The following is a 26221-nucleotide window of genomic DNA, read 5'->3' as shown; positions in this document are numbered from 1 at the left end:
CTCTCCACGAGCACCACCAGTGAAATCGCCGTCAGTGCACGGGAGTTGCGTTGCGCTACCCCCGCGCACGCGCGAAGCGGTCCCGAACCGTCTCCGCCGTTTCCTGGCACGGCTGTTGACGGGACGGGACGCCCGGCGCGAGTATCGGCGCGTTGTCTCCGCGGTGGCGCCGGACCCCTCTCATGCTCTCGGCAATCCCGACGGAGAGGTCCCATGTCCCCATCCCGCTCGCTCGTCACCCGACTGCTCGGCATCGTCGCCGCGCTCGGCGTCGCGTTCGGCCTGAGCCTGCAGGCGGCCCCACCGGCCGCCGCCGCCTCGCTGACCCAGATCACGAACTTCGGCACCAACCCGACCGGCCTCCACATGCACCTGTACGTGCCGGACGGCGTCAGGTCCGACCCGCCGGTCCTGCTCGCCCTGCACGGCTGTCAGGGATCGGGCCCCGGCATGTACGCGAGCACCGACTTCGCCTCCCAGGCGGACAAGTACGGGTTCCTCGTCATCTATCCCTCGACGAACCCGGGCGGAAGCTGCTGGGACGTCTCCTCGGACCAGGCGCTGACCCGCAACGGCGGCAGCGATCCGGTCGGGCTCATGTCGATGATCACCTACGTGCAGCAGCGCTACGGCGGCAACCCGAACGCCGTGTACGTGACCGGTCAGTCCTCGGGCGGCATGATGACGAACGTGATGCTCGCCAACTACCCCGACGTCTTCAAGGCGGGGGCGGCGTTCATGGGCGTGCCCTACCACTGCTTCGCCACCGGCACGGTGCGCGGCTGGAACTCGGCCTGTGCCCAGGGGCGGGTCTCCATGACCCCGCAGCAGTGGGGCGGCCTGGTCCGGAACACCGCGTACCCCGGCTACACCGGCCCGCGGCCGCGCGTCCAGCTGTGGCACGGGACCGCCGACACCATCCTGAGCCACAACAACCTCGGTGAAGCGGTCAAGCAGTGGACCGACGTCCTCGGTGTGAGCCAGACGCCGTCGGCCACCGACACCCCCGCGGCCAACTGGACCAGGACCCGGTACGACAACCGTGCCGGCGTGACCCAGGTCGAGGCGTACAGCCTCGCCGGAACAGGGCACCAACTGCCGGTTCAGGGAACGAGGATGGCCGCCGACGCGATTCACTTCATGGGCCTGGACGCGGCGCCCTCCGGCGGCACGACCGGCGCAGTGCGTGCGGTGGCCGCGGGCAAGTGCCTGACCGACGCGAGCACGACACCGGGCACGCAGCAGCAGATCCACACCTGCGACGGCGGCGCCGACCAGACCTGGACGCGGACGGCGACGAACCAGCTGACCGTGAACGTCGGCGGCAGCACGCTCTGTCTGGACGCCAGCGCCAAGGGGACCACCAACGGCACGAAGGTGATCGTCTGGTCCTGCAACGGCCAGTCCAACCAGCAGTGGCGGTGGAACGCGAACGGCACGGTGACGGGCGTGCAGTCGGGTCTCTGCCTGGACGTGGCCGGCCTGGGAACCGCCGACGGCACGCCGGTCCAGCTGTGGTCCTGCAGCGGCGGCACCAACCAGCAGTGGACCATGGGCTGAGGCGACGGCCCGCACTGCGGCCGGCACGCGTGCCGGCCGCAGTGCCGGCCGCATTGTCGGCGGAGTCAGGCCTTGTGCTGCATGGAGCTCCGGGCCGGGTTGCCCTGTTCCGCCGCCTTGGGGTCCTTCTCGTCGGCCTTGCTGCGGACTCCGTCCTCGATGCGCCGGCCGATCGTCTGATCGATGTTCGACCAGTAGGTGAAGGCGCGTTCGAGGACGGGTTCGCTGACGCCGTTGAGGAGGTGGCCGACGACGTTGTCGACGAGGCGGTCACGGGCCGCGTCGTCCATCACCTCGCGCACCAGCGTGCCGGGCTGGCCCCAGTCGTCGTCCTCGGCGTGGGAGACGTAGGCCGCCCGGGTGATCTCGCCGTCCGCCGCCCAGCTCGGCGGAGAGCCGTACCGTTCGGTGTCGGCGGCGGGGCCTCCCTTGGAGTTCGGGGCGTAGACCGGGTCGGTGGTCCTGCGGTAGGCCATCGCCCCGTCCTTCGAGTACGTGTGGACCTCGGTGACGGGCGCGTTCACGGGGAGCTGCTGGTAGTTGCCGCCGATGCGGTGCCGGTGGGCGTCCGCGTAGGAGAACAGGCGGGCCAGCAGCATGCGGTCGGGGCTGGGCCCGATGCCGGGGACCAGGTTGTTGGGCTGGAAGGCGGCCTGTTCGATCTCGGCGTGGTTGTCGGTGGGGTTGCGGTCCAGCGTCATCCGGCCGACCGGGATGAGCGGGTAGTCGCCGTGCGGCCACACCTTCGTCAGGTCGAAGGGGTTGAAGCGGTATCCGGCTGCCTCCTCGTACGGCATGACCTGGACGTGCAGCGTCCAGGAGGGGAACTCGCCGTCGCGGATGTGCTCGAAGAGGTCCCGCGTGTGGTAGTCCGTGTCGACGGCCGCCATCTGGTCGGCCTCGTGCTGGGTGAAGAACTCGATCCCCTGGTCCGTCTTGAAGTGGTACTTCACCCAGAACCGCTCGCCGGACGCGTTGATCCACATGTAGGTGTGCGAGGTGTAACCGTTCATGTGGCGCCAGCTGCGCGGGATGCCCCGGTCGCCCATCAGCCAGGTGACCTGGTGCGCCGATTCCGGGGACAGGGTCCAGAAGTCCCACTGCATGTCGTGGTCGCGCAGGTTGTTGTCCGCGCGGCGCTTCTGCGAGCGGATGAAGTGCTGGAACTTCATGGGGTCCTTGACGAAGAAGACCGGCGTGTTGTTGCCGACCATGTCGTAGTTGCCCTCGGACGTATAGAACTTCAGTGCGAATCCACGCGGGTCGCGCCAGGTGTCCGGGCTGCCGCGCTCGCCGGCGACCGTGGAGAAACGGGCGACCAGATCGGTGCGGACCCCGGGCTGGAACAGCGCGGCCCTGGTGTACCGGCTGACGTCGTGGGTGACCTCGAAGTGACCGAACGCGCCGCTGCCCTTGGCGTGCGGCTGGCGTTCCGGGATGCGCTCCCGGTTGAACTGCGCCATCTGCTCGATCAGGTAGGCGTCCTGGAGGAGGACGGGACCTCCCGGTCCCACGGTGAGCGAGTGCTCGTCGCTCTCCACCGGCGCGCCGGAATCGGTTGTCGTCGCGGGTCGGCTGTCGGTCATCGCTACCTGCCTTTCGTTGTCACGCACGCCTACCCTCTTCCTCCGCGCCGAAAGCCGCTACTCGGGGACGCCCCCTGATCAGGCGAAAGTCCGGCTCCACCGGGGCGGCGGCCCCGCCGTACGCGAACGGGTGCGGACCGGGCCGCCACCCGGAGGCGTGGACCCGGCGGTCAGGCAGCCGAACGGCGACGGCGGCGGCGACGCACGTACCAGGCCGCGTTCACCGCCAAGGTCAGGACGATCAGCGAGACCGCGATCGCCGGGTACTGGCTGCCCATGAGCCGTACGTCGGCGAGGACCAGGAACACCACCGTGCCGATCGGCACCACCAGGGACAGCAGCGCGTTGACGATGCCGCCCACGAGCGCGGGTCGGGCCCGATCGGTCGCGACGGGAGGCGGGACGGTCTCGCCCAGGTAGTACCGGGAGGCCCGCTCGCCGAGGTCCTGCGTCGCCCGGTGGTAGGAGTGGCCGAGGTAGGGCAGCCAGATCAGCGGGGCGACGAGGCCGACGAGCAGCACCGCACCGACCAGCACCCACCGCCAGATCCGGACGGCCGCGGAGACCGGCCGCTGATCGGGAGTGACGAGGCCGAGCAGGTACGCCATGCGCTTCACCAGGATCACGAGCGCGGCGGTACGACCCGGAGGAGCATCGGGCCGCGCCTTCGCCGCGGCGGCCTCCAGCGCCGCCGCGGCCCGCTCCTCGTCCGGGTACACGCCCTGGATCACCAGCAGCTCGGCCGCCCGGGCCGGATCGGTCGCCTCCCGCCCGGCCACCGCCGCCAGCTCCAGCACCATCCGGCTCTGGGTGAGGAGCGCCGCGCAGAACGCGAACGGGGCGAGCACGAGCAGCGGACCGCCCACGAAGGCGCCCTCGGTCTGGCTGACCCGTCGGCCCCGCGTGATCACCATGGTGCGCAGCTCCGCCGCACCCGCCTCCGGGTGTCCGGTCCGGGCACGGGCGACCGAGTCGACGGCACGCCGTCCGAGGTGGCGGACGGCGAAGTTGGCGAGGAGTTCGGGCAGGTGGGCCGGATCCGCCAGGGCTGCCCGCAGCACGAAACGGCTCAGTGCGGATTCCGGGGCGTCGGCAGGGGGTTCCTCCACGCGGGCCAGCCTCTCATCGCGGCCCGCCACCCGGAGCGAGGACTCGTTCGCCGCGTTGCGCACGAGGTGCGCCGCCACCCGGGCGGGGGAAGGAAGGCCCGTCCCGCCGTACGATGAAACGCCGGGCAACGCGGCCCGGACCGGAGGGGGGCGGCATGCCGGAGGAGTTGGCGCGGTTCGAACTCGGTGACGGGGAAGCCGCGGTGTACGTGGCCTTCGAGGACCAGGACCCGGAGATCGTGCGGGCCCGGATGCGTGACCGGTCGGGAAGCGGGAGCGGGGCCGTGGAGGTCGCGGCGGGACGGTTCGAGGAAGGCATCGACCGGATCCGTGAGATGGCCGGGCGGACGCTGGAACGGATGGTGTCCCTGCCCGCGCCGCCCTCGACCGTGGAACTCGAGTTCGGGGTGAAGTTCAACGTCGAGACCGGTGCGGTCATCGCCCGGACCGGGGTCGAGGGGCACCTCAAGGTGAAGATGGTCTGGGAACGCGGCGACCAGGCGCGACGGACCGAGGAGGTCGAGGCCGCCTCGGCCGCGGGTGACGGCGGAGACCGGAACGGGGACCGGAGCGGAGATCAGTCGGAAGCGCAGGCCGGGGCGGCCGGCGACGGCTGAGCCATCGGCGGGACCGAGGGCCCGGTGACGGGTTCGGGCCCCGGTCCCGAGCCCGGTGCAGGTGCGGGCGCGGGTGGCGCTGCCGGTGCCGGAGCCGGTGCCGGTTCGGATGCGGGCGCCGGTGCGGGTGCCGGTGCCGGAGCGGATGCCGGTGCCGGTGTGCTCCGGGTCCGCGTCGCTTCGGGCTCGGGGGTCTCCGGCGGACGGCGTTCCAGTTGGCTGCGGTACAGCGTCGTACGGCCCGTCACCGCCGACGCGCACAGGACCGCCAGCATCCCCGGACCCAGGAGCGAGGCGTCCGCGACCATCTCCGTCGCCATGACCAGCACGCCGAGCGGGGCGTTGGCCACCGGGCCCAGGCAGGCCGCCATGCCCACGACCACGTACGGCAGCGGTCCCGCCGACGGCAGGTCCAGTGCCTCGCCCAGGCGCCAGGCGAGCGCGCCCGTTCCCGCGCCCACGACCATGCACGGTCCGAAGATGCCGCCCGAGCCTCCGGAGCCGACGGTCAGGGCCGTGCCCGCGATCTTCGCGAGCGGGATGGCGAGCAGCAGCAGGACGGGAAGGCCCGCGACGACCTCGCGGTCGGTGAGCGCCTCCATCAGGCCGTAGCCCGTGCCCAGCACCCCCGGCACGATCAGCCCGAGGAGTCCCACGAGCAGGGCGGCGGCCACCGGCGCGGCGATCCTGGCCGGCAGGGACCGCACACGGGCCTCGGCGCGCAGGTGCACGGCGTAGAAGGTGCCCGTGTACAGCCGTCCGGCCAGGCCGCACAGCAGACCGGTGACGGCGATCAGGGCGAAGTCGCCCACCCCGAGTCCCGGCCCGTCCGTCGCGTGCCGCCCGAGGACGGGCGCGAACCCGTAGAACCCGCCGAAGACCAGCCATCCCGCACAGGCCGCCACGAGCGCCTTCGGAAGCACCCGCGCGTCCATGTCCCTGCGGTACAGAAGTTCGGCGCCGAGCAGCGCCCCGCCCAGCGGCGCCTGGAAGATCGCGCCGACGCCCGCGGCGAGTCCGATCACGAGTGCGGTACGGGCCTGACGGCGCGACATGCCGGTACGGCGGGCGATCACCGATCCGAACGCCGCCGAGATCTGCGCCGCGGGCCCCTCCGTACCCCCGGATCCGCCGGAGCCGATGGTCAGCGCCGACGCGACCAGCTTGACCACCGTCACCCGGCCGCGCATCCCCGTGGGGTCGTGGTGCGCGGCGGCGATCGCCGCGTCCGTGCCGTGCCCGCGTGCCTCGGGGGCCAGCCAGACGGCGAACGCCGTGGCGAGCAGCGCGCCACCGGCGGCCACCAGCGGGACGGCCCAGGGGCGTTCGGACGGGATCAGGTCACGGGGACCGCCCTCGGCGGAGGTCAGGTACGGGCGGAACCCGGCGATGCCCTCAAGGAGCACCACGGTGCACAGGTGGAGCAGTCCGAACAGGGCCACCGCGCCGAGGCCCGCCACCACGCCGATCAGAAGGGACGGCACGATCCAGCGGGACAGCGGGTCCGCCGAGGCCTCCGGAGAGGGGAAGAACCGGGCCACGGGCCGCGGCAGAGGGCGCCCGGCGGTCGAGCGAGGGCTTGCGGTCCTTCTCTTCCAACTCATCGGATCCCCCGGGTTGTTCGGACGGTGCCGCCTAGCATTGTGGCGCAGGGGAGGGGGCGAGCGCTCCATCGCCTCGCCGCTTCGGCCGACCGCCCGGGCCGCCTCGATCACGCCATCGATGATCGGCCATCAGTTTGACCGCGTCGCTGATTGGCCATGAACACGGGGAGGAGCCCGCACGGCTCCGCGCTCGACGCGGCGCGGCGGCGCCGGAGGCGGACGGGCTGTGGGACACGAGCGCGACAGGGGGAGCGCATGAGGGCCGGTCCACTCGAGCGAGGTCCGGACGTCGACCTGCCCGCGAGGGCTTCGGAAGCGACGGGGCCGGCGGGCCTCGTGAGCCGGCCCGATCCCGAAGGCCCCCCGGATCTCGAAGCCCTCCCCGACCTCCCCGTCCCACCCGCCCCCGCGGCCCTCCCGGCCCTCCCGGCCCTCCCCGACCTGTCCGAGCTGTCGCTGGAGGAGCTCCTCGACGCGCCGAATCCCGTCCTCGCCCGCGCCGCCCGGCGCGTCCTCGACCGGCTGACCGCCGAGGAGGCGCCGATCGCCGCCTACGACTCGTCCGCCGTACCCACCGACGACCCGACGCCGTGACCGTGCCCGGCCACCTCCGACCGCCGCTCCCGTTCCGGGAGTTCCTGGTCAAGGTGCACAGCCGCTGCAACCTCGCATGCCGCTACTGCTACGTGTACGAGAGCGCGGACCGGGGCTGGCGCTCCCAGCCGGTCGGCATGGCACCGGCGACCGCCGGGCGCGTCGTCCGGCGGATCGCCGAGCACGCCCGCGGCCACGCCCTGCCCTCCGTCCGGGTCATCCTGCACGGCGGCGAACCCCTCCTCGCGGGAGGGGAGTTCCTCGCCCGCTTCGTCCGCGGACTGCGGACCGCCCTGCCCGCCGCCACCCGTGCGGAAGTGGCTCTCCAGACCAACGGCACCCTCCTCGACGAGACGCTCCTCGGGCTGTGCCACACGGAGGACATCCGGATCGGGGTCAGTCTCGACGGCCCGCCCGCCGTCCACGACCGGCACCGCCGCGACCCGGCCGGCCGCGGCAGCCACGCGCGGGTGGCCGATGCGCTGCGACTCCTCGCCCGTCCCGAACACCGTCCGCTCTGGGCCGGACTGCTCACCACGGTCGACCCGTCGACCGACCCGCTCGCCACCTACGACCACCTGCTCTCGTACGATCCGCCCGCCCTCACCCTCATCCTGCCGCTCGGCAACTGGACCGTCCCCCCGCCGGGCCGCGTCCCCGACCCCACCCGCACCCCGTACGCCGACTGGCTCGTCCCCGTCTTCGACCGCTGGTACGCGAGCGCCGGCCGGGCACCACGGGTCACCCTCTTCGACTCCGTGATCGACCTCCTCCTCGGCGGCGAATCCGGCAGCGAGGCGATCGGCGGCGCCCCGAGCCGGCTCGCCGTGATCGACACCGACGGTTCGCTGACCCTCTCCGACCACCTCAAGACGACGTACGACGGAGCCGACCGGACGGGGCTCAGCGTGCACCGCGACCCGTTCGACGCGCTGCTCCGCCACCCGGGCGTCGCAGCCCGCCAGGCCGGACGGGCGGGCCTCTGCGCGGGCTGCCGGGCCTGCCCGCTGGTCGCCGTGTGCGGCGGTGGCCACTATCCGCACCGCTACCGCGAGGGATCCGGCGGTGCGGGCCACGACAACCCGTCCGTGTACTGCCCGGACCTCGTCCGCCTCATCGGGCACGTGGCGAAGGCCGTCGCCGCCGACGCCCCGCCCGCCGGGAGGCCGGGAGCGGAGACCGCCGGCACCTCCGGCGGCCGGGGTGCGAGGCACGGCGGGTGAGCGTTCGCCCTCCGCCCGCGCTCCTCACCCCGCAGGACCTCTGGCAGCCCCTGGCGGCCGGCGTCCCCGGGCCGGCCGTCCTCGCCGCCCTGCGCACGGCCCGCCGCAACCGCAACCTCCTGCTGCTCCGCGTCGCCCACCGGCGGTACCGGTCCGATCCGCGCTGGGCGGCGGCCGTGGCCCTGCTCGCCGAGGTCCGCCGGGACCGACCGGAGGTCTTCGCCGACGTGCTCGGCGGCCCGGAGGCGGGCGCCTGGCTCGGACGCCACGCCCTGCCCCGTACCCCCGGGGGCGCGGACGTGCGCGACGCCGGCGGCCAACCCGCCGCCGAGCTGGCCCGGTTCGCCGCCGCGGCGGCACTCCGCGCCGGGATCCGCTTCCGGCTCCGGGTCCCGGTCGCGGACGGCGCGGCGCTGGTCCTGCCCGGACTCGGCGCCGTCCTCTTCCCGGAGCCCGGCCCCCGCACCGCCACCGTCCTGCGCGACCGGAACGGCGCCCGGGTCGTACGGGACGGTGAGGACCGGCCCGTGGCGCTCCACGGCGTCGGTGGGGGAGGCGGCTGGTTCCCCCTGCCGCGGATACGACTCGACGAGCGGGCCACCGTACGCCTCGACAGCCTCGACCCGTTGCGCCTCGGCGGCTCCCCGGCCCTGCCTCCCCGCCCCCTGCCCCCTGCCGAGCAGGCGGGCTGGACCCGTCGACTGGGCGCGTCCTGGCGCGTGCTGACGTCTCGTCATCCCGAGCGGGCCGGGACGGTCGCGGAGGTGCTGCGCGTGCTCGTGCCGCTCACGGGCGAGGACCGCACCGGCTGGCGCAGCGCCTCGTTCGGCGACGCGGCCGGACTGGTGGTGCTCTCCCCGGTCGACGACCCGGTCGAACTCGCCGCCGATCTCGTCCACGAGACCCAGCACTCCCTGCTCTACGCCGCGGCGGACCTCGTCGAACTCCTCGACTCACCGCCCGGAGCGCGGGCCGACGCCCCCTGGAGCGGCCGGCCCCGGCCACCCGCCGCGCTGCTCCACGGCGGCTCCGCCTTCCTCGTCACGGCGGGTTTCTGGCGCACCGAACTGCGGCTCGGCAACCCCGCCGCCCGCCGGCCGTACGAGCACTGGAGGCGCACCGCCGCCGCCGCACTGGCCGTCCTCACCGCCCATGACGACTGGACGACGGAGGACGGCCGACGGCTGCTCGGGGCCCTGCGGGCCGTACTCGCCTCCTGGCCGGAGGGGGACCGGTGCCCGCTCCCGTGACGGGACCGCCCCGCGGACGGGGACGCCCGGACCTCACAGCGGGGGCGGCTCGATGTCGCACTCCGCCCGCCGCCCCTCCGCCGCCGACAACGTCTCCCAGTGATCGGGGCCCAGCGTGTCGCGGTAGCGGCGCACCACCGAGGCCAGCAGTTCCGTGCCCCGCTCCTCCTCTCCGCAGGACACGAGGTCGAGCGACAGGTTGCACGAAGCGGCCAACGTCGCCGGATGCCGGTCCCCGTACCGGTCCTCCAGTGTCCGGACACACCGCGCGCTCAGGTCGCGCGCCGACTCGTGGTCGCCCGTCCTCGCCATCCCGGTCGCCAGGTTGACGTGCGCGAGCAGCGGCCACGGATGCGTCTCGTACAACGCGCGTTCGAGCCCCGGGGCGGTCGCCTGGTCGAGCCGGAGCGCCTGCGGGAACCTGCCCACCGCGCGCAGCGCCGCCCCGTGGTTCACGGCGGCCACGTACGTCAGCGGATGCTCGGCGCCCAGCACCTCCCGGTACCGCTCCACGGCCTGCGCGCCCTGCCGCTCCGCGGCCTCCGTGTCGCCCGTCAGCCGCAGGTCGTTGGCGAGGTTGGCGAACGCGGCCAGCGAGTCGATGTGCTGGGCCCCGAAGATGGTCAGGTACAGGTCGAGCGCCTCCTCGGCCAGCCTCCGCGCCCGCTCGAACCGGCCGGCTTTGCGGCAGGTCACCGACATGTTCTTGATGGCCCGCATGGTGTGCGGATGCCGGTCCCCGAACTGCGCGCGGTACTGCGCGAGCGTCTCCTCCTGGAGTTCGAGCGCGGCCGCGTACTCGCCGCACTCACGCATGTCGCGGGCCACGTTGTTGACGGAGAAGAGGGTGGAGCTCGCGGTCAGTCCGAGGACCGTCCGGCGGTCGCGGTAGACGCGCCGGTCGAGGTCCAGCGCCTCGCCGTAGCGCCCGTTGACCCGCAGGCTCACCCCGTAGTTGTGCCCGGCCCGCAGGGTGAAGGGATCCTCCGCACCGTACACGTTCACGCTGCGCCGGTACGCGTCCTCGTCGAGGCCCATCGCCTCCGCGAACCGGCCCGCCGTCCGCAGGTCCGCGGCGAGCGCGCCCGCGGCCGTGAGCGTGTACTCGTGGTCGTCGCCCACGGTCTCCCGGAGCCGCCGCAGCACCTCCTCGCTCAACGGCCGCGAGGTGGCGAACTCGGCCAACTGCCAGTGCGCGCTGGCCCGGTAGCGCGTCGCCCACAGGGTCTGGAGGTCGTCCTCGCCGAGGAGCGACCGCCATTCCGTGCTGATCCGCTCGCCGAGCTGCGCCGCCCCGCGCAGCACACCCCGCGCCAGCAGGTAGGAGATCAGGTGGATGGCGGTGTCCCGGATGTGCCGGTCCTCGCACCGCGGCAGCCCGGTCGGCTCCAGGTGCGGAAGGATGTCGGCGTAGTTCCGCCAGTGCTCGGGCCGCTGGGTGTCACCCGGATCGTGCGCGGCGATGACCTGGTGCACCAGGTGGCGCATGTCGCTCTGCTCCTCCGCCGACAGCTCGTCCTGGAGGACCGCCCGCACCAGTCGGTGCATCTGCACCGTGCCCGCCACGTTGTCCACGGTGAGCAGCGAGAACTGGTTGATCGCCCGGATGGTGCGCCCCCGGGCGAGCGGGTCGCGGGCGAGCCGCATCAGCGCCGGTGGCAACGGCAGCATCCTCGCGTCGTGCAGGAAGGCCTGAGCGACCGGCTCGGGCCCGAAGAAGGCCAGCAGGCGCAGGAGTTCGAGCGCGCCCGGAGTCTGGGCGGACAGGGCGTCCATGGAGGCCCGCCACACCACCGCCACCGGCAGGGTGATCGAGTCGACGCCCTCGGCCAGCACCTCGGCCCGCCGCTGCTCGATCATCGCCAGGAAGTCCGGAACCGCGATACCCGTCTGGCGCTGGAGCGCCGCGCACTGCTCCAGGGCGAGCGGCAGATCGCCGAGGAGGTCCGCCAGTTGGTCCGCCTGCTCCGAACTCGCCCAGGGTGCGCGCGCCCGCAGGAAGGCCCGGCTCTCGGCGCGGGTGAACACGTCCACCCTGGTCGCGAGGACCCGGTCCGACCAGCCCGCGTGGCGCGAGGTGATGAGGATGCGCCCGGCCCCCTCGGAGTCGCCGATCAGCGACGGCAGGTACGGGATGACCTCGTTGGGCTGTCCCGCGTTGTCGAACACCAGCAGCCAGCGGCTGTGCGGCGCGCCCGAGGCCAGCGCGGCCAGCACGCGGGCCACCGTGTCGCTCTGCGGGTCGGGTACCAGACCGAGTTCGGGTGCGAGCATGGTCAGTTGGGCCCTGATCACGGCGGGCTGCTCGGCGTCGATCCACCACACCCGGTCGTACTCGTGCCGGTGCAGCTGGACGTACTTCAGCGCGAGCTGTGTCTTGCCGACGCCCCCGAGGCCGTGCAACGCGTGGGGCAGGACGGCGGCCCTGGTGCTCGAACCCAACTGTCGGTGCAGTTCGCTCAGTTCGGCCTCGCGCCCGGCGAAGTGCGGGTTGGGCAGGGGTACGGACCGGGGCGAGCGGGACTGTCCGGAAGGCGACTGGCCCGAGGAGCCCGGCCCTCCGCCGGAGCCGGCTCCGGATCCAACTCCGGCTCCGGCGGAGGCTCCGGCCCCAGAGGCGGTGCCCGAGGCGGTGCCGGTGCCGCCGGGTTCGGCGCCGGGGGCGGCGACGGGGGGCGTGGAATCCGGTGCGGTGCCGCCCGCCGATGGGGGTTCCATGCTGGTGGTGTCCTTTGCGTTCGGGGACGTGGTGTCGTTGTCCTGGGCGGCGTCGGCGTCGGCTTCGGCTTCGGCTTCGGCGTCGGGGGCGACGTCGGCGTCGGCTCCGGCTCCGGCGTCGGCTTCGGTTTCCGTTTCGGTCGTGGTTCCCTTCGCGGTTCCGGCCTTGCCTTCGGCTTCGATTCCCGCCCTGCCTCCGGGGTGTGGGCCGCCGACCGCCCGCCCGGGCTCCGGAGCGCCGTCCGCCGGGACGCCGTCCGCCGGGCCCTCCTCCCGCGGCACCTCTTCCCCGGTGGTGACGGGACCGAACGGCGTCGTCCCGCGAACCGGGTGCCAAACCACTCCATAGGGTGGACCGAGCGCGCTGAGCGCGGGTCCCGCGGCGTCGAGCAGTTCGCGGTCCAGGTCGGTGAGGGTGTCCGCGTCGAGCTCCTCCCGGCTGCCGATCACCGTGCTCAGCAGGTCGGGCCGGGCGCCGACCGCGTGGCCGGCCAGAGCGGAGGTCTCCTGGAGCGTGCGCAGCAGTTCGGTGCGGCCGATGCCGCGCAGCAGCCGGGAGCGCACCCCGTCCAGGAACTCGAAGGCGTACTCCTCGCCGGTCCCGCCCGGACCGGCCGTGGTGCGCGAGGAGAGCAGCCCGCCCAACAGGATCTCAGCGAACGCCAGCGGTCCGCCGACCGCGGCCGGCCCCTGGCGTACCGCCTCCACCACCTCGGGCCGCAGCGGCACCATCGCCAGCCGGGCGGCGAGCCGCCGTGCCGCCGGCGATGCCTGCTGCAGGAACCGCCGTACCGCCAGGTCCGGAGGGACCGGCCGGCGCCGCTCCTCCCAGGAGAACGGCGGCAGGCAGTGCGCCGTGAGCCCCTTCTCGTCCACCAGGAGCGACGTCGTCTCGGCCCAGGGCAGTGCGCCCCCGGTCACCATCCGGGCCCAGCCGGCGAACCAGTCGGGCTCCAGCTCCAGTACGGGCACGGGGACGGGCAGCGGATCGGCCGGGTCGCTGTCGCGCGGACGCTCCCACCGTCCGTGCCGCAGCAGTTCCAGACGGGCGTTGGGCAGGCCCGGCGCGGAGGCGCGCACCCGCAGTTCCCTCGGCACGCCCTCGCAGAGGTCCCACAGGTGGGTCGGAAGGGGCTGCAGGACGGCGACCGGCGCGCGTCTGCCCCAGGTGTGGAGGAGCCGCGGTACGGCTCCGCACGCCCAGGCGTCGCCCACGCAGTCGCTCATCAGCAGGACGATCCGGCGCCCGTCCGGATGGAACAGCTCCGCCGGACTGTGCCGCAGCCCGCGGTCGGCCGAGCGCAGCACCGCGTGCTTGCCGTCCCGGGTGTCCAGCGTCCAGAGCCGTACGTCGGCGAACGCGCCCTGCATGCGCAGCAGTTCCGCGAAGGCCCGGGCGACGGGCTGCCACACCGTCATGGACACGCTGCGCTCCACGACGAGCGCCACCTCGAACCAGCGGTCGGGCGGCCGGGTGAGCACCGGGTCCCAGTGACCGGTCTCGACCGCCCGTACCGCGGTCGCCTCCTCGTCCAGCACCCGCCGCCGGGCGCCACCCGGCAGGCGGCGGTTGAGGGGTCGCAGGGCGCGGGACAGGTTCCGGGGGCTCTGGAGCACACCCGGTAACTCCTCCCCGGTGACGGCGCCCCGGCCGGTGGACAGTGTGTGGGAGACCCGGGGGAGGGCGGGCACCCGACCGTCGGGGACGGCCGCGCCGGTGGCACCGGTTCCGGGAGCGGGGGAAGCGGTGCCGGCGCCGGCAGCGCCGGCTGAGTCCAGGCCCGGGTCCGAGCCCGGGGCTGACTCCGGGGCTGACTCCGGGTCCGCTCCCGAGTCCGAGCCAGGGTCCGCGCCCGGGTCCGCGGGGTGATCCGTACCGTCGGCAACGCTCGACGAGCCCGCTCCGGTGACGGCTCCCGCTCCCCCTCCCGCGTCCGTGCCGACGCGGGTCCCGGCGCCTGCGGCTCCGGCCGGGTCACCTGCCGTACGCGAGGGCCGGGAAGGTCCGGAGGACGCGGCGGCACCGCCGCCCTGGCGGCCGGGGTCACGGTCGGGGCCCGGCGGCCCCTCCTCCTCCCCGATCACCTCCGCGAGCCAGATCGCCTCCGCCCACTCGCGGGCCGTAGGCCCCGCGGAGCCCGCGGGTCCGGTCACGGTGACAGGTCCGAGGACAGGTTCCGCCAGAGCGCGTCGCGCAGGTGTCGCCAAGAGCTGCCGTCCGCCTCGGCGGCACCGTTGGTGAGCATGTGCACCGTGTTGAGCAGCTGGTCGACGGCGAGGTCGGCCGTGTCGCCCCGCCGCTCCACGAACTCGCGCACCAGCTCCCGCGTCGGCTCGTCGAGCGCCCCGCCGAAGTGGGAGGCGACCATCGCGGCGAGCCGCTGCCCGTCCGGCGCGGGCATCCGCACCTCCAGACACCTGCGGCGGAAGGCGGGCGGGAAGTCGCGCTCCCCGTTGCTGGTGATCACCACGACGGGGAACTCGGCACACCGCACCCGGCCCGCCGTCACGGTGACGCGGTGGTCGTGGTCGGCGGTGGCCACCTCCACCTGGCGCTGCGACTGGGCGAGCCGCTCCAGCTCGGGGACACGGAACTCGCCCTCCTCGAAGACGTGCAGCAGGTCGTTGGGCAGGTCCACGTCGCTCTTGTCCAGCTCGTCGACGAGGAGCACGCGGGGCCGCTTCCACGGCAGCAGGGCGGTCCCCACCGGGCCGAGCGTGAGGTAGCGGCCGATGCCCGGCAGCGGGCCGTCCCCGGCGGGGGAGCGGCGCCCCGGCTGCGGGGCGTCCTGGACCCGGCCGATGGCGTCGTAGTCGTATAGCCCGTCGCGGAGCGTGGTGCGGCTGACCACAGGCCACCACAGCACCCCGCCGAGGCCCAGCTCGGAGGCGATCTGGTGGGCGAGGGTGGACTTCCCGGTGCCGGGCGCGCCGGTGACGAGCAGCGGGCGGCGCAGATGGATCGCCGCGTTCACGACGTGCAGGACCTTCGGGTCCAGCGTGCCGCCCCGCCGCCTGCCGAGTCGCCGCCGGGTGTCGTGGCCGTCGGCGGGCACGGGGACGGTCAGGGGGCCGCGCTCGGACTCCGGCCGGAAACGACGCCAGGTCGGCGGCGGGGGGAGCTTCGGCAGCACCTCGTCCCGCGGCGAGCGGTGCTCACCGGTGTCCCGGAAGACCCACCAGTGGGGGACGGTGAAACCGCCGCCCCCGCCGCCCCTGCCGTTCCCGCCGGCACCCGCGGCGTCGCCGCTCGTGCCCTCCGTCGCGCGGTCCACGGTCCCGCTCATGGCAAGCCACCCCCGGTCGACGGATGCCCCAGTGCGGCGTCCGCCCCCTCCAGTCCGTCACGACCGTCCCACACTAGGCTGATGTGGCGATGCAGGTCCAGAACGGAGAACGCCTCCGCGTCCGGTCCCACTTCCCCCCTCACCATCCTTACCCGCTCGGGGAGTTCCATGAGCCTCCCGGCCAGGATCTTTCGCGTCTTCCGTTCCGCTTCCGGATGGCCGCCCACCTCGCGTACGGCCACGATCACCGGAATGCCCATCTCCAGCAGCACGTTGACCGCGTCTCCCTCCAACCCCCCGGTGTACGGCGGAGGTTCGAGGAACAGCCAGCCCATCTGGTCGCTGTCGTGACGCAGCTGCCGGAGCAGCTCGACCGGCCGCAGCCGTTCTCCGTACGGCACCACGCGCACCGCGCCCGAGTCGAAGGCGGTCTCCGGGGCGGTGGTGAGGGCGTCGGCCCGCGCGTGGAGCCGCGGTCGCCAGTGCGGCTTCGCCCACCGGTCCCGGCTGCGGACCAGGACCGTGTGGTCGGCGCCGATCGGCCTGGCCACCGAATCCGGCGGCCAGGCCATGATCTGGTCCACCGGCAGCCACAGCAGCGGCCTCGGCAGCAGGAACTCCACCACCATCCCCGCGCTCAGCTCCCCGAGCATCTGCACGCAGGAGAGGTAGCGGCCCGCGACCTCCTCCTCCAGCGCTGCCCGCGAGGACCGGCGCACCGGCTCGCCGTACGGCCGTGCCCCCTCGGGACCGGGCGACACCACCCAGGTCCGCACGGTGTAGACGTCGGGCACGGGCGTGCGCGCGGTGATCTCCACGAGCAGCCGGTACGGGGAGAGCGGCCGGCCCGCCCGGGCGGCCACCTGGGCGCGCAGCCCGCTCAGCCGCTGCGGGCTGCGGCAGCCCAGATGCGCGGCGACCCGTCCGCTCCAGGCGTGCAGTCGGGCCCGGAGCGGGGTGTCCTCCAGGACGGCCACGGTCTCGACGAGGACGAGCAGGGGATGGGGCTCGTCCGCCCAGCCGTACGGCAGGTCCTCGAACACCGCCAGCAGCGCGGCGATCTCGCCCTGCCGGTCGCCGTGGCCCCGGTCGGCCCCCCAGTCCTCCGGCGAGGTCGGACCGGCACCGGACTCGTGCAGGACGCGCAGGGCGAGGGAGCGGAGCCGGGATGCCTGCTCGCAGGATTCCAGGAGTTCGCGCAGGTCGAGGCGCTGGCGCGGCTCCAGGAGGTCCGCGGGGAAGAGCTGGCGGTGAAGCAGTTCCACCTCGCGCCAGCTGGCCGTCTTCTGGTGGCCGCGGGAGAACTCCTCCAGGTAGACGGCCAGCCCGCCCGGGTGGTCGGCGCAGTAGGCCAGTTCCTGGGCGAGCGCCTCCACGGTGACGCCCTCGGGCGCGCGCGGGTCCGCCCCGCACTCCGCCGCGACCCGCCGCAGCGCCGCGGAGCGGGCCGACGAGGTGTCCGCGAGCGAACGCCGGAGCCGGACCATCTCGTGGGCCAGCCGCCAGTACGGATCGCGGGAGCCGCTCACCGGGCGGCCCCACCGCCGGGCCCCCGCGCACGCAGCCGGGCGACCTCGCGGTCGAACTCCCGCATCGGCAGCGAGCCCGACTCGTACCAGCGCAGCGCGGCCGCGAACCGCTCGATGCCGTCCTCGTACTCCAGACAGAGCCCGAGCACGGCGCGCGCGTCGTTCATCAGGACGCCGGTCCGCTCGACGTGGAAGGCGATGTCGTCCCCGGTGTCCCGGAGCACCCGCTCGCGACGGTGCGGATCGGCGAAGCTCCGTACCTTCACCAGCACCCGGGCGAGATCCCGCTCGGCGCTGAGCGGCCACGACGACGGGGGAACGTCGTCCGAGGCGTCCGAGACGTCCGAGGCGTCGGAACCGGGCGAGCGGAAGGTGTCGTACGGGGCCGGGCCACGGTCGCCGCCGTACGCGTCGGGGGCGCGGTCCGCCGCGGCGGAGCCGGTCACCGCGTCCGCCAGATCGGGGCAGTACCGCACGGCGACCTCGACCGGGATCATCCATCCGGTACGGCGCTCCGCGCGGGTGTCCTCCGCGACCACCAGACCGAGCACGTCCCCGGAGTCGTCCACGACCCCGGCCCCGCTGTAGCCCTGCCGCAGCCGGTCCCCGGACTCGGCGGCGGCCTCCAACTGCATCCACTCGGGGCTCAGTCCGCCGGACCCCACCAGCCGTGCGCGCACCCACAGCCCGGCGGGCGCGCCGACGACCTGCCCGAAGGCCCGGACGATCCGGTCACGGGCGGGGCCGCACGGCCGCAGCCTGGCGGGCCCGCAGTCGGCGGGGACGTCCCCGTGCAGGTCGAGCACCGCGACGTCGGCCCGCTCCGCGTCCGGGGGCGCCCACCCGCGGGGCGCGACCCCGGCGCGCACCGGCGCCGCGCCGGGCACGAGGGAGCCGGGAAAGTCCACCGTGAGCTCCGCCTCCCGCGGATCCCCGTCGTCGGGGCCGAGCGCGCCCTCCACGACGTGCGCACAGGTGACCACCCGGCCACCGGCCACGAGCACCCCGGCGCCGACCGGTGTGCCCCGCGCGTCCAGGATCCGGACGCGCCATGAATCCGCGAGCCTGTGTCCCACCCCTGTGCCCCCGTTCCCCACTCCGCGAGCCTCCGCCGGACGCCCGGTCCGACCGGTCCGACGGGACGGCCCGGTCCGCGGGGTCCGGGCACAGCGGTGAACCAGGTACGGGAGGAGCGCGTGTTGCAGCCATGCTAAGCAGCAATACCCGGTCGGCGTCATGACAAGTCGTCGAATCCGGCGGCACGGCCGAGGTGTGGCCGAATGTCGCCGCCCGGCCGTTCCCCTTCCCGCGACGCCGGCCCCGGCACCGACGAGGACGGCGGACGGGGTCGACGAGCGGAGTCGGCGGGCGGGGTCGACGAGCGGAGTCGGCGGGCGGAGTCGGCCGGACCCGCGTGCGGGGCGCGGGGCGCGGACCCGGAACGCCGGCGACCCGCGTGAGGTCCGGCCGGACCTGCACCGCGCCCGCCGGGGTGACGCGCCGGTCCGCTTAAGGCCCGCCGCGGCGGGCAGGCGCCCCGTATGTCGATCGCCCGTTCGGCCCGGCGCGAACCGTGCCGGCTCGAACCGGCACAGGAGTGCGGGAATGATGTGTGTGACCGGCGCGGCAGTAGGTGACCCATGTGCGGCTTGAGCGGAGAGGTGCGTTTCGACGGCAGGTGGCCCGACCTCGCCGCGGTCGAGAGGATGACCGATGTGCTGGAGCCGCGGGGTCCCGACGGCAGGGGTGCCTGGACGCAGGGAGCGGTGGCGCTGGGGCACCGGCGCCTGAAGATCATCGATCTGTCCGAGCACGGCGCCCAGCCCATGACGGACCCGCAACTGGGCCTGACCGCCGCCTTCAACGGCTGCGTCTACAACTACCGGGAACTGCGGAGTCGTCTCCAGGGACTCGGGCACCGCTTCTTCTCCGATTCGGACACCGAGGTCGTGGTCAAGGCCTACGCCCAGTGGGGCCCGGAGTGCGTCGAGTCCCTCGTCGGCATGTTCGCCTTCGCCATGGTGGAGCACCACACCGGCCGGGTCGTCCTGGCCCGTGACCGGCTGGGCATCAAGCCCCTGTACGTCACCCAGGACGACGAGCGGCTCCGCTTCGCCTCCACCCTGCCTGCCCTGCTGGCGGGCGGGGGAGTCGACACGTCCCTCGACCCGGCGGCCCTCCACCAGTACCTGAGCTGGCACGGTACGGTCCCCGCTCCCCGCACCGTCCTGAACGGTGTGCGGAAGATTCCGCCGGCGACCGTCCGCGTCGTCGAGCCGGACGGCACACACCGTGACCACTGCTACTGGCAGCCTTCGTACACCCGTCGTTCCGAGCTCGGCGAGGACCCGGTGCTGTGGCAGGAGGTGCTGCACGACGCGCTGCGCACGGCCGTGCGGCGGCGCACGGTCGCGGACGTCCCCGTGGGCGTGCTCCTGTCGGGCGGCCTGGACTCCAGTCTGATCGTGGCGCTGCTGGCCGAGCAGGGGCAGGAGGGCCTCGCGACCTTCGCGATGGGCTTCGAGGCGGAGAACGGCGAGGACGGCGACGAGTTCCGCTACTCGGACCTCGTCGCCCGGCGGTACTCCACGGACCACCACCAGTTCATGATCACCTCCGACCGGCTCCCCGCCGCGCTGGAAGCCGCGATCGGAGCCATGAGCGAGCCGATGGTCAGCCACGACGCCGTGGCGTTCCACATGCTGTCCGAGGAGGTCTCCAAGGAGGTCAAGGTCGTCCTCTGCGGCCAGGGCGCCGACGAGGTGCTCGCCGGCTACCACTGGTATCCGCAGATCGCGGCGGCCGCGCGGGACGACGCGGACGAGGCGTACGCGAGCGCGTACTTCGACCGGACGCACGCCCATCTCACGGGCATGCTCACCCCCACGTTCGCCGCCGGCCACGACGCCTCGACGGACTTCGTCCGCACCCACATGGCCGCCCGGGGCGCCGACAGCGCCCTCGACGCGGCGCTGCGCATGGACGTTCACGCGCTCATGCCGGACGATCCGGTCAAGCGGGTCGACAACATGGCGATGGCCTGGGGTCTGGAGGCCCGGGTGCCGTTCCTGGACCACGAGTTCGTCGAACTGGCCGCGGCCTGCCCGCCGCACCTGAAGCTCGCGCAGGGCGGCAAGGGCGTACTCAAGGACGTCGGCCGAACCGTCCTGCCGCGGGAGATCATCGACCGGCCGAAGGGCTATTTCCCCGTGCCGGCGGTGCGGAACATGGCCCCGCCCGTGCTGGCCCGCGTACGCGAGGCGCTGACGGCTCCTCCCCCTGAAGGTGCTGCACGGGGACTTCGAGGTCCGCACGGCGGGGCGCAGCTACGACTTCGTGGTCTCGAACCCTCCGTACGTCCCGGCTCCCGGCGGCCTGCCTTCGCGCGGGCCGGAGCGGGCCTGGGACGCCGGGGTCGACGGACGGGCGGTCATCGACCGCATCTGTGCCGCCGCCCCCGGGCTGCTGAGGTCCGGCGGGATCCTGCTCATGGTCCACTCGGCACTGTCCGGGGTCGGGGAGAGCCTGCAGCGGCTGACCCGGGTGGGGATGACCGCGGAGGTCACCGCGAAGGCGACGGTGCCGTGGGGGCCTGTCCTGCGCTCGCGCAGGGCTTGGCTGGAGCGTCGGGACCTGGCGGACGAGGCCGAGGAACGGGAGGAGCTGGTGGTCATCCGCGCCCGGCTCCACTGACGAGACCGCCGACGCCTGAGTCGTTCTGACCGGCGCCTTCCGATACGGCGGCCGGCGCAACGCGCGACACGGTCAGGGATGGTCAGGGAAAGGCGGGGCAGGAGCAGGGCATCCAGTCAGTCGATGCTCGGACGGCGATATGCGAAGCGTAGGTGTGGAAGAAGAGCTGCTGCTCGTGGACGTGCGGAACGGCTCTCCGGTGGCCGTCTCCGGCGCGGTCCTGGCGGCCGCGGACCGGTCGGCGTGGCAGCACACCGTACGGGCCGGCGGGGCGGGCCACGAGTTCGAGCACGAGCTGCAGAAGGAGCAGCTGGAGTTCGCGACCAAACCGTTGACGGACATGGGTGAACTCCGGGAGGAGATCGTCCGCATCCGGGGCGAGGCCGCCCGGCACGCGGCGAGTGCCGACGCCATGGTGGCCGCGGTGGCGACGTCGCCGCTGCCGGTGCAGCCGTCGTTGAACGCCGGCCCGCGCTACCGGTGGGTGGGTGAGCAGTTCGGACTGACGGCGCAGGAGCAGCTGACGTGCGGCTGCCACGTCCATGTGTCGGTCGCCTCGGACGAGGAGGGCGTCGCGGTCCTGGACCGCATCAGGCCGTGGTTGCCCGTCCTGACGGCGATGAGCGCCAACTCGCCGTTCTGGCAGGGCGAGGACAGCGGGTACGGCAGCTACCGCAGCCGCGTGTGGAACCGGTGGCCCTCGGCCGGCCCGGTCGACGTCTTCGGCTCCGCCGACCGGTACCACGAGCAGGTCCGCACGATGATCGAGACCGGAGTGCTGCGCGACGAAGGCATGATCTACTTCGACGCCCGGCTGTCCGCCACCTATCCCACGGTGGAGGTCCGGGTTGCCGACGTCTGCCTCGACGCCTCCACGCCCGTCCTGCTCGCCGCCCTCATCCGCGGCCTGGTCGAAACCGCCGCACGGGCCTGGCAGGACGGACAGCCCCCGGCCAGGATCGGTACGAGCCTGATGCGACTGGCCTCCTGGCGAGCCGGCCGCTCCGGCCTGGACGGCCCCCTGCTGCACCCCGAAACGATGCGGGAGACCTCGGCCGAGCAGGCCGTGGAGGCCCTGTACGAGCACGTGCGCGAGGCGCTGAAGGACCACGGCGACGACGAGCGGGTCCGGGAAGGCATCGCCCACCTGCACGAACGGGGAAACGGCGCCCGGGTACAGCGCAGGCTGCACACCGAGGGGCGGAGTCTTGCGTCCGTCGTCACCCGGTGTGCGGAGATGACGGTCGGACGGTGAGACGGAGGCCGCGGGCGACCCCGCCGGCCTTCTCCCTCCTGTCGAGCACCAGCTGGAGCATCGTCTGGTCCGGCCCGCTCCCTGCGTGGAGGCAATTCGTCGAACGGGCCGCTCGCGAGGCGGGCTGCTCAATGCGGCCGCAGCGGCGGTCTCAGAACAGGCCGAGCTTCTTCGGCGAGTAGCTGACCAGCAGATTCTTCGTCTGCTGGTAGTGGTCCAGCATCATCCGGTGCCCCTCCCGCCCGATGCCCGACTGCTTGTAGCCGCCGAAGGCCGCGTGGGCGGAGTTTGATGCAAATCCGTAGGCCGAGCGGGAGGCTGACCAGGCATGATGACGGATGCAGAGTGGGTTGATCGCTGGCTGCAACGGGCTCCGGACCTCTCGACGGAGACGTTGGAGCGACTCATGGAGCATCTGACCGAGGATGAAGACGAGTGACCACCGCGCCTGCGTCGCCGGTGCTGTGTCCGCTGGCGTCGGCGGCGTGGGGAGCGGGATCGGGTCGGCGGTGGAGGCTGCAGTGGCCTCAACACAGGACGGGAATCATCTGCGGTGCGTCACCCCACTGGCCGGGCGGGATGACAAACTCAAGCGGGCGGATCCCACCCTCCCCGGCAAGGTGGATCTTGCTTGTGAGCCCGCCTGGCGAGCGTCCCAGGGCCTCATCGGGACGGTGACGTGCCGGGCTCCTACGCCGACCCGGGATCTTCGGGACACGGGTGGAGGCGCCGGCCGCGTGCTGATGAGCGCGACAGGTCGTGGAATCGACACTGACCATGCTCCAGTCGATCCGGCCCTCTGCATCGGCGTCGGCCTGGACGGCCCGCAGGATTCTCTTCCACGTGCCATCCGCCGACCACCTGCGATGACGGTCGTGGACCGTCTTCCAGCTAGGGTGCCGGACTTTTGGATCGTCAGCGTGAAGCTCTGGACCTCACGGTGCTCGAACTTCGGGGGTGAGGGCTGGACGACGGTCAGCCGGCCCGAGGAATCGGCGACGTCGTGCTGCTCGATGTCGAACGTCATTCCATTCGACCCCTGGGCGCTGACCATGAAACCGACAGTGCGCAGCCGCACACTGTTCAACGGGTCGGTGGGGTCGGCCTCGACGCGGTACTTGATCCCTCCTTTGAAGTCGAGCGAGAGAACGGCCCCGTCGTACAACTGCAGGAAGGCGCCGACCGCGAGGACGCTACAGGGGATCTCGGCACCGATGGGGGGCAGCAGCGGGTTCATGCAATCTCCGTAGTGAGTGCGGGGTGGTGGCGCTCCGAGCATGCCGGGCGACGTGACCGCACAATTGGCCATCACGTGTGAGCTGCTGCCGTGCCCCGCGCCGTGGAGCGGTCCTTGTCCTCCGACTGCCACGACGTCACGGACCGCCAACCCGACGGCCCGCCAAACCCCGGGCAGTGGCTCGGCTCTGGTCATCCGCCGCGACGTCAGCACACTCCGCCCCGGCGGCGGCATCGCCCTCGACCTGTGGCTCCTCACCTCACGGCGCCTGGACGAGGTCCACGACCGGACCCGCCAGATCAACCGCCTGCGTGCCCAGCTCCTGGAGTTCTTCCCCGCTCTCGAACAGGCTCTGGACCTGACCAAGAAGGGTCCTGCCGTCCTGCTGAACGCCTACCGGACCCCGGCCGCGATCAGCCGCATGGGCGTCCGCCGACTGAAGACCTGGCTCCGCAATCGCAACAGACAACACCTGGCCGTAGCTATACGAGAACCGGGCCGAGGGCCAGAAGCCGACCAGCCGTGGAAGAGCCCGCGATGGGGTCAGGGCGGGAGGGCGGAGGACCGCCGGCCACCGCCAGGACGATGTTCGTGACTGATCCTTACGGAGAACGTTAGTCAGGGCATGAAGCAGACCATGCGACTCCTTGCCGTTCTCACGACCGTCGGCGCGGCCCTCGCGGGCCCTGTGGCCGCCGTGCACGCTGCCGGAGCACCGGCCACCCCTACCATCGCCCGCAGCGGCAACGACCTGACTGGCATCACGAAGGCGCTCAACGACATCTCCCGCGGCCTCGCGCAGGAGGGCAGGTAAAGCGCTCCAATAGAGCGGCTGTGGCCGTATCTCCGCGCGCCGCGGACGCGCTGTCTTCCTGAGTAGGACGGGGCGTTAACCCGCACGAAGTTGCGAGTCCTACGAGGCCGCGGTCACCCTCGCATCATTCCTGATGCGGGCGTGACATTTGACGACAGAACCTAGAGCGTGTCCCCTTGGTGGGGTGTCCGTACTCGTCCGCCCGATGTGGGGGTCTTCTGCGGGATCAGGGGCGGTCTGTTGGACTGCCCCTGACGGCTCGCCTCTCTCGGGCTCCGCCCGCGTGGGTGCTGTGCGAGTGGAGGCCCGCCAGGAAGCCCGGTGGATGACGGGATACGTGTCTCTTGATCCCCTGAACCGTTGATCACGACATGAAGCCACGCACCGTACTCACGGCCGTCGCCCTCGCGACCATGCCCCTGATCCTGACGACGCCCGCCCAGGCCACCACACCCGAACCGTCCCAGGGGGTCGGCGGGCCCAACACCATCTCCGACGTTCTGAAGCCCGGCACCGACAAGGACACCAGAAACGGGGGACCTGCAGGCCCGGGGCTCAGCGGCCTTGTCGAGATCGCAGAAGGCATCCTCAGCAGCGACGGAAAGTAGGGCATCGTCGCAGCCCCCGGCATATCTGTCCGTCGGAAGGCACAGCCAGCCTGCCGACGGACATGCTGATGGGTCTCGACCAAGATGCCCGCCGTCACCAGGGCTTGGCGTTCGTCGGTCCGTCGTCAATCGACCTGTCCAGTCGCACCGATGGTGCCCGACCGGACGACTCGCTGCCCCGCCTGGGAGTGCGGGGCGGCCGATGGCAACGTCTGGCCACCGGCCACCGGCCGCCAGGCGCCTTGCCCGCCCACGCCACCAGGCCGGCTACGTGGCGGGCAGTACGACGGGGCCGCTACCCGACCTTCTTGTACAGCCGGACCGCGACGATGCCTGCGCAGGTGTGAGTGGCCGTCATCTCGGTCGAGGTCTGCTCCCGCACGATCACGGCCTCACCCGATTGGCCCTGGAACCTCTGCACCAGCTTGCCCGCCTCCTCGGTGAAGACCGACGTCGTCTGCAGGCCGCCGGAGAACAGCAGGGTGGAGACCTTGCTGCCGAGGGTGAACGAGTACGTGTCGTCGCGCAGCTCTGAGCGGGTGGTGAGGGTCCAGGTGTCGCCGCTTCGGCTGAGTTCCTCCGAGGGCTTGACCATGGCCCCCGCTTCCCGGTGGGCGTCGCTCACACCCACGGTCTTGAGGAAGCCGTCCCACGCCTTGTCCTCGGGGTCGGACAGGAGTTCCCACGTGCCGGTCTCTACAGCCATGAACGTCCCGCTCTCTTCGTGTGTCGTCCAAGCCCCGGAGGGGGCGCTGGCGATCCTACGGGCCATTGCTGGGGCTGGTGTTGCGGATACGATGTCCGAACGGGCCCGGTGGGCGGCGTCGTTGGCTGGCCGGACCTCGGCGCGGTTGCCGGCCGCCGTTCGTGAGCAGGTCTTCAAGGCGGGGCAGGTCGCGGGAGAGCGCGCCGGGGGCTCGCGGCTTGGGGGCCGTGACTGGTGCCGGCGAACTCCGGCCGCAACTGGCCGGGAACAAGGGCGACATGCGGTCGGGGCGGGCCAGGGCGGGACCGGACCCGAGACGGAACTTCCACACGTCAGATCATCAGTTCTCAGAGGGGGACATCGTGGCCGACGGCTTCGACATCAATGACCGCGACACCTGGGCATGGAACGACGTCCACGACGTCGCGGTGAAAGAGGACGACTACCTGCTCAACCCGTTGAACGCGGGCTCCTACTACCAGGTCGCGAAGGGCGTCCTCGTCCTCCGGCCGTGCGGCGCCAGCACGGTCTTCGACCCGACGTTCGCCGCCGGTCCGACCTGCAGCCCGCCCTCGGACGGCCTTGAGGCGCGGATCTACGCATGGGCCGTTGCTCGCGGCCAGGTCACCGACCAACGCTGATCGCGCCTTCCCCCGCAGTGCGAAGACGCCCCCGCCGAAGTCCGGCGGGGGCGTCTTCGCACTTCCAGACCCTACGAGGGGCAGCGGTCCACCAACGGTCAGGAGCTCAACCGCGACCTCGACGTACCCGCTGCGGACGGTTGCCGCCAGCCGCAGCCAGGCCGCTGGACGCGGGAATTGGCTTCAGCAA

Annotated in this window: 18 protein-coding genes and 3 pseudogenes; 11 read left to right on the top strand and 10 right to left on the bottom strand. The window is 72.9% G+C overall.

The features are described from left to right. The first annotated feature begins 213 nt into the window (after nucleotides 1-213). Nucleotides 214-1560, top strand: coding sequence for a PHB depolymerase family esterase (locus tag AB0G79_RS11565; RefSeq protein WP_360803918.1), 1347 nt, complete (start codon nucleotides 214-216; stop codon nucleotides 1558-1560). Between the two features lie 65 nt (nucleotides 1561-1625). Here AB0G79_RS11565 and AB0G79_RS11560 read toward each other — a convergent pair whose 3' ends face one another. Both AB0G79_RS11560 and AB0G79_RS11555 read right to left on the bottom strand, forming a co-directional pair. Beyond that, nucleotides 1626-3146: a catalase gene (locus tag AB0G79_RS11560; protein WP_360803915.1), complete on the bottom strand. Its 1521-nt coding sequence runs from the start codon at nucleotides 3144-3146 to the stop codon at nucleotides 1626-1628. 170 nt (nucleotides 3147-3316) lie between these two features. Beyond that, nucleotides 3317-4255: a hypothetical protein gene (locus tag AB0G79_RS11555; protein ID WP_360803912.1), complete on the bottom strand. Its 939-nt coding sequence runs from the start codon at nucleotides 4253-4255 to the stop codon at nucleotides 3317-3319. 155 nt (nucleotides 4256-4410) lie between these two features. Here AB0G79_RS11555 and AB0G79_RS11550 point away from each other — a divergent pair, with 155 nt between their 5' ends. Next, the gene (locus AB0G79_RS11550; RefSeq protein ID WP_360803909.1) at nucleotides 4411-4872 is read left to right on the top strand and encodes a CU044_2847 family protein; all 462 of its coding nucleotides are present in this window, start codon (nucleotides 4411-4413) and stop codon (nucleotides 4870-4872) included. Here the strand turns inward: AB0G79_RS11550 and AB0G79_RS11545 are convergent. After that, nucleotides 4833-6413, bottom strand: coding sequence for a chloride channel protein (locus AB0G79_RS11545; RefSeq protein WP_360803906.1), 1581 nt, complete (start codon nucleotides 6411-6413; stop codon nucleotides 4833-4835). The genes AB0G79_RS11550 and AB0G79_RS11545 overlap by 40 nt on opposite strands. Nucleotides 6414-6812: 399 nt before the next feature. On the opposite strand from AB0G79_RS11545, the gene fxsA reads away from it, so the two are divergent. Genes fxsA through AB0G79_RS11530 form a run of 3 tightly spaced genes read left to right on the top strand, consistent with a single transcriptional unit; the run spans nucleotide 6813 to nucleotide 9543 of the window. After that, entirely contained in the window at nucleotides 6813-7070 is a 258-nt protein-coding gene (fxsA, locus tag AB0G79_RS11540) for an FxSxx-COOH cyclophane-containing RiPP peptide (protein WP_360803903.1), read from the top strand. Between the two features lie 2 nt (nucleotides 7071-7072). Continuing rightward, complete coding sequence (locus tag AB0G79_RS11535) at nucleotides 7073-8293, top strand: FxsB family cyclophane-forming radical SAM/SPASM peptide maturase (protein ID WP_360803900.1); 1221 nt, start codon at nucleotides 7073-7075, stop codon at nucleotides 8291-8293. Beyond that, nucleotides 8290-9543, top strand: coding sequence for an HEXXH motif-containing putative peptide modification protein (locus AB0G79_RS11530; RefSeq protein ID WP_360803897.1), 1254 nt, complete (start codon nucleotides 8290-8292; stop codon nucleotides 9541-9543). The genes AB0G79_RS11535 and AB0G79_RS11530 overlap by 4 nt, the downstream gene beginning before the upstream one ends. Before the next feature lie 33 nt (nucleotides 9544-9576). Here AB0G79_RS11530 and fxsT read toward each other — a convergent pair whose 3' ends face one another. The 4 genes from fxsT to AB0G79_RS11510 form a co-directional block, all read right to left on the bottom strand. Further along, nucleotides 9577-14346, bottom strand: coding sequence for an FxSxx-COOH system tetratricopeptide repeat protein (gene fxsT, locus AB0G79_RS11525; protein ID WP_360804302.1), 4770 nt, complete (start codon nucleotides 14344-14346; stop codon nucleotides 9577-9579). A 65-nt stretch (nucleotides 14347-14411) separates the two neighbouring features. After that, nucleotides 14412-15548 (bottom strand): MoxR family ATPase, encoded by a 1137-nt coding sequence (locus AB0G79_RS11520; protein WP_360803894.1) that lies wholly within the window; start codon nucleotides 15546-15548, stop codon nucleotides 14412-14414. Next, entirely contained in the window at nucleotides 15545-17077 is a 1533-nt protein-coding gene (locus tag AB0G79_RS11515; RefSeq protein ID WP_360803892.1) for a hypothetical protein, read from the bottom strand. Before AB0G79_RS11515 ends, AB0G79_RS11520 begins: the two co-directional genes overlap by 4 nt. Continuing rightward, nucleotides 17074-18153 carry a trypsin-like peptidase domain-containing protein gene (locus AB0G79_RS11510; protein ID WP_360803889.1) on the bottom strand — a complete coding sequence of 360 codons (1080 nt, stop codon included), beginning with the start codon at nucleotides 18151-18153 and terminating at the stop codon, nucleotides 17074-17076. Before AB0G79_RS11510 ends, AB0G79_RS11515 begins: the two co-directional genes overlap by 4 nt. Nucleotides 18154-18717: 564 nt before the next feature. On the opposite strand from AB0G79_RS11510, the pseudogene AB0G79_RS11505 reads away from it, so the two are divergent. Continuing rightward, nucleotides 18718-20379: pseudogene (locus AB0G79_RS11505) on the top strand (N-acetylglutaminylglutamine amidotransferase); the annotation flags it as partial. 530 nt (nucleotides 20380-20909) lie between these two features. After that, nucleotides 20910-22025 (top strand): glutamate--cysteine ligase, encoded by a 1116-nt coding sequence (locus AB0G79_RS11500; protein ID WP_360803886.1) that lies wholly within the window; start codon nucleotides 20910-20912, stop codon nucleotides 22023-22025. Nucleotides 22026-22176: 151 nt separating this feature from the next. On the opposite strand, the pseudogene AB0G79_RS11495 reads toward AB0G79_RS11500, so the two are convergent. Then, nucleotides 22177-22308: pseudogene (locus AB0G79_RS11495) on the bottom strand (aldehyde dehydrogenase family protein); the annotation flags it as partial. Between the two features lie 250 nt (nucleotides 22309-22558). After that, nucleotides 22559-22918 (bottom strand): annotated as a pseudogene (locus AB0G79_RS11490) (IS5/IS1182 family transposase); the annotation flags it as partial. Between the two features lie 110 nt (nucleotides 22919-23028). On the opposite strand from AB0G79_RS11490, the gene AB0G79_RS11485 reads away from it, so the two are divergent. From AB0G79_RS11485 to AB0G79_RS11475, 3 genes are all read left to right on the top strand, one after another. Beyond that, entirely contained in the window at nucleotides 23029-23343 is a 315-nt protein-coding gene (locus AB0G79_RS11485; RefSeq protein ID WP_360803883.1) for a hypothetical protein, read from the top strand. A 544-nt stretch (nucleotides 23344-23887) separates the two neighbouring features. Further along, nucleotides 23888-24076, top strand: coding sequence for a hypothetical protein (locus tag AB0G79_RS11480; RefSeq protein ID WP_360803880.1), 189 nt, complete (start codon nucleotides 23888-23890; stop codon nucleotides 24074-24076). Between the two features lie 371 nt (nucleotides 24077-24447). Next, entirely contained in the window at nucleotides 24448-24684 is a 237-nt protein-coding gene (locus AB0G79_RS11475) for a hypothetical protein (protein ID WP_360803877.1), read from the top strand. Between the two features lie 295 nt (nucleotides 24685-24979). Here the strand turns inward: AB0G79_RS11475 and AB0G79_RS11470 are convergent, their stop codons facing one another. Beyond that, nucleotides 24980-25390 carry a lipocalin/fatty-acid binding family protein gene (locus AB0G79_RS11470; RefSeq protein WP_360803874.1) on the bottom strand — a complete coding sequence of 137 codons (411 nt, stop codon included), beginning with the start codon at nucleotides 25388-25390 and terminating at the stop codon, nucleotides 24980-24982. A gap of 362 nt (nucleotides 25391-25752) precedes the next feature. Between AB0G79_RS11470 and AB0G79_RS11465 the strand changes: the two genes are divergently transcribed. Beyond that, nucleotides 25753-26031: a hypothetical protein gene (locus AB0G79_RS11465; RefSeq protein WP_360803871.1), complete on the top strand. Its 279-nt coding sequence runs from the start codon at nucleotides 25753-25755 to the stop codon at nucleotides 26029-26031. Nucleotides 26032-26221 lie beyond the last annotated feature (190 nt).

This window comes from Streptomyces sp. NPDC020807, from assembly GCF_040641575.1.
GTDB lineage: Bacteria > Actinomycetota > Actinomycetes > Streptomycetales > Streptomycetaceae > Streptomyces.
This window is presented reverse-complemented; position numbering and strand designations above follow the sequence as displayed.

What these genes read in the sequence shown, in the direction of transcription:
- AB0G79_RS11565 (WP_360803918.1), top strand. Translation starts at nt 214, where the DNA reads ATGTCCCCATCCCGCTCGCTCGTCACCCGACTGCTCGGCATCGTCGCC.
- AB0G79_RS11560 (WP_360803915.1), bottom strand. Translation starts at nt 3,146, where the DNA reads ATGACCGACAGCCGACCCGCGACGACAACCGATTCCGGCGCGCCGGTG.
- AB0G79_RS11550 (WP_360803909.1), top strand. Translation starts at nt 4,411, where the DNA reads ATGCCGGAGGAGTTGGCGCGGTTCGAACTCGGTGACGGGGAAGCCGCG.
- AB0G79_RS11520 (WP_360803894.1), bottom strand. Translation starts at nt 15,548, where the DNA reads ATGAGCGGGACCGTGGACCGCGCGACGGAGGGCACGAGCGGCGACGCC.
- AB0G79_RS11500 (WP_360803886.1), top strand. Translation starts at nt 20,910, where the DNA reads ATGCGAAGCGTAGGTGTGGAAGAAGAGCTGCTGCTCGTGGACGTGCGG.
- AB0G79_RS11480 (WP_360803880.1), top strand. Translation starts at nt 23,888, where the DNA reads ATGAAGCAGACCATGCGACTCCTTGCCGTTCTCACGACCGTCGGCGCG.
- AB0G79_RS11475 (WP_360803877.1), top strand. Translation starts at nt 24,448, where the DNA reads ATGAAGCCACGCACCGTACTCACGGCCGTCGCCCTCGCGACCATGCCC.
- AB0G79_RS11470 (WP_360803874.1), bottom strand. Translation starts at nt 25,390, where the DNA reads ATGGCTGTAGAGACCGGCACGTGGGAACTCCTGTCCGACCCCGAGGAC.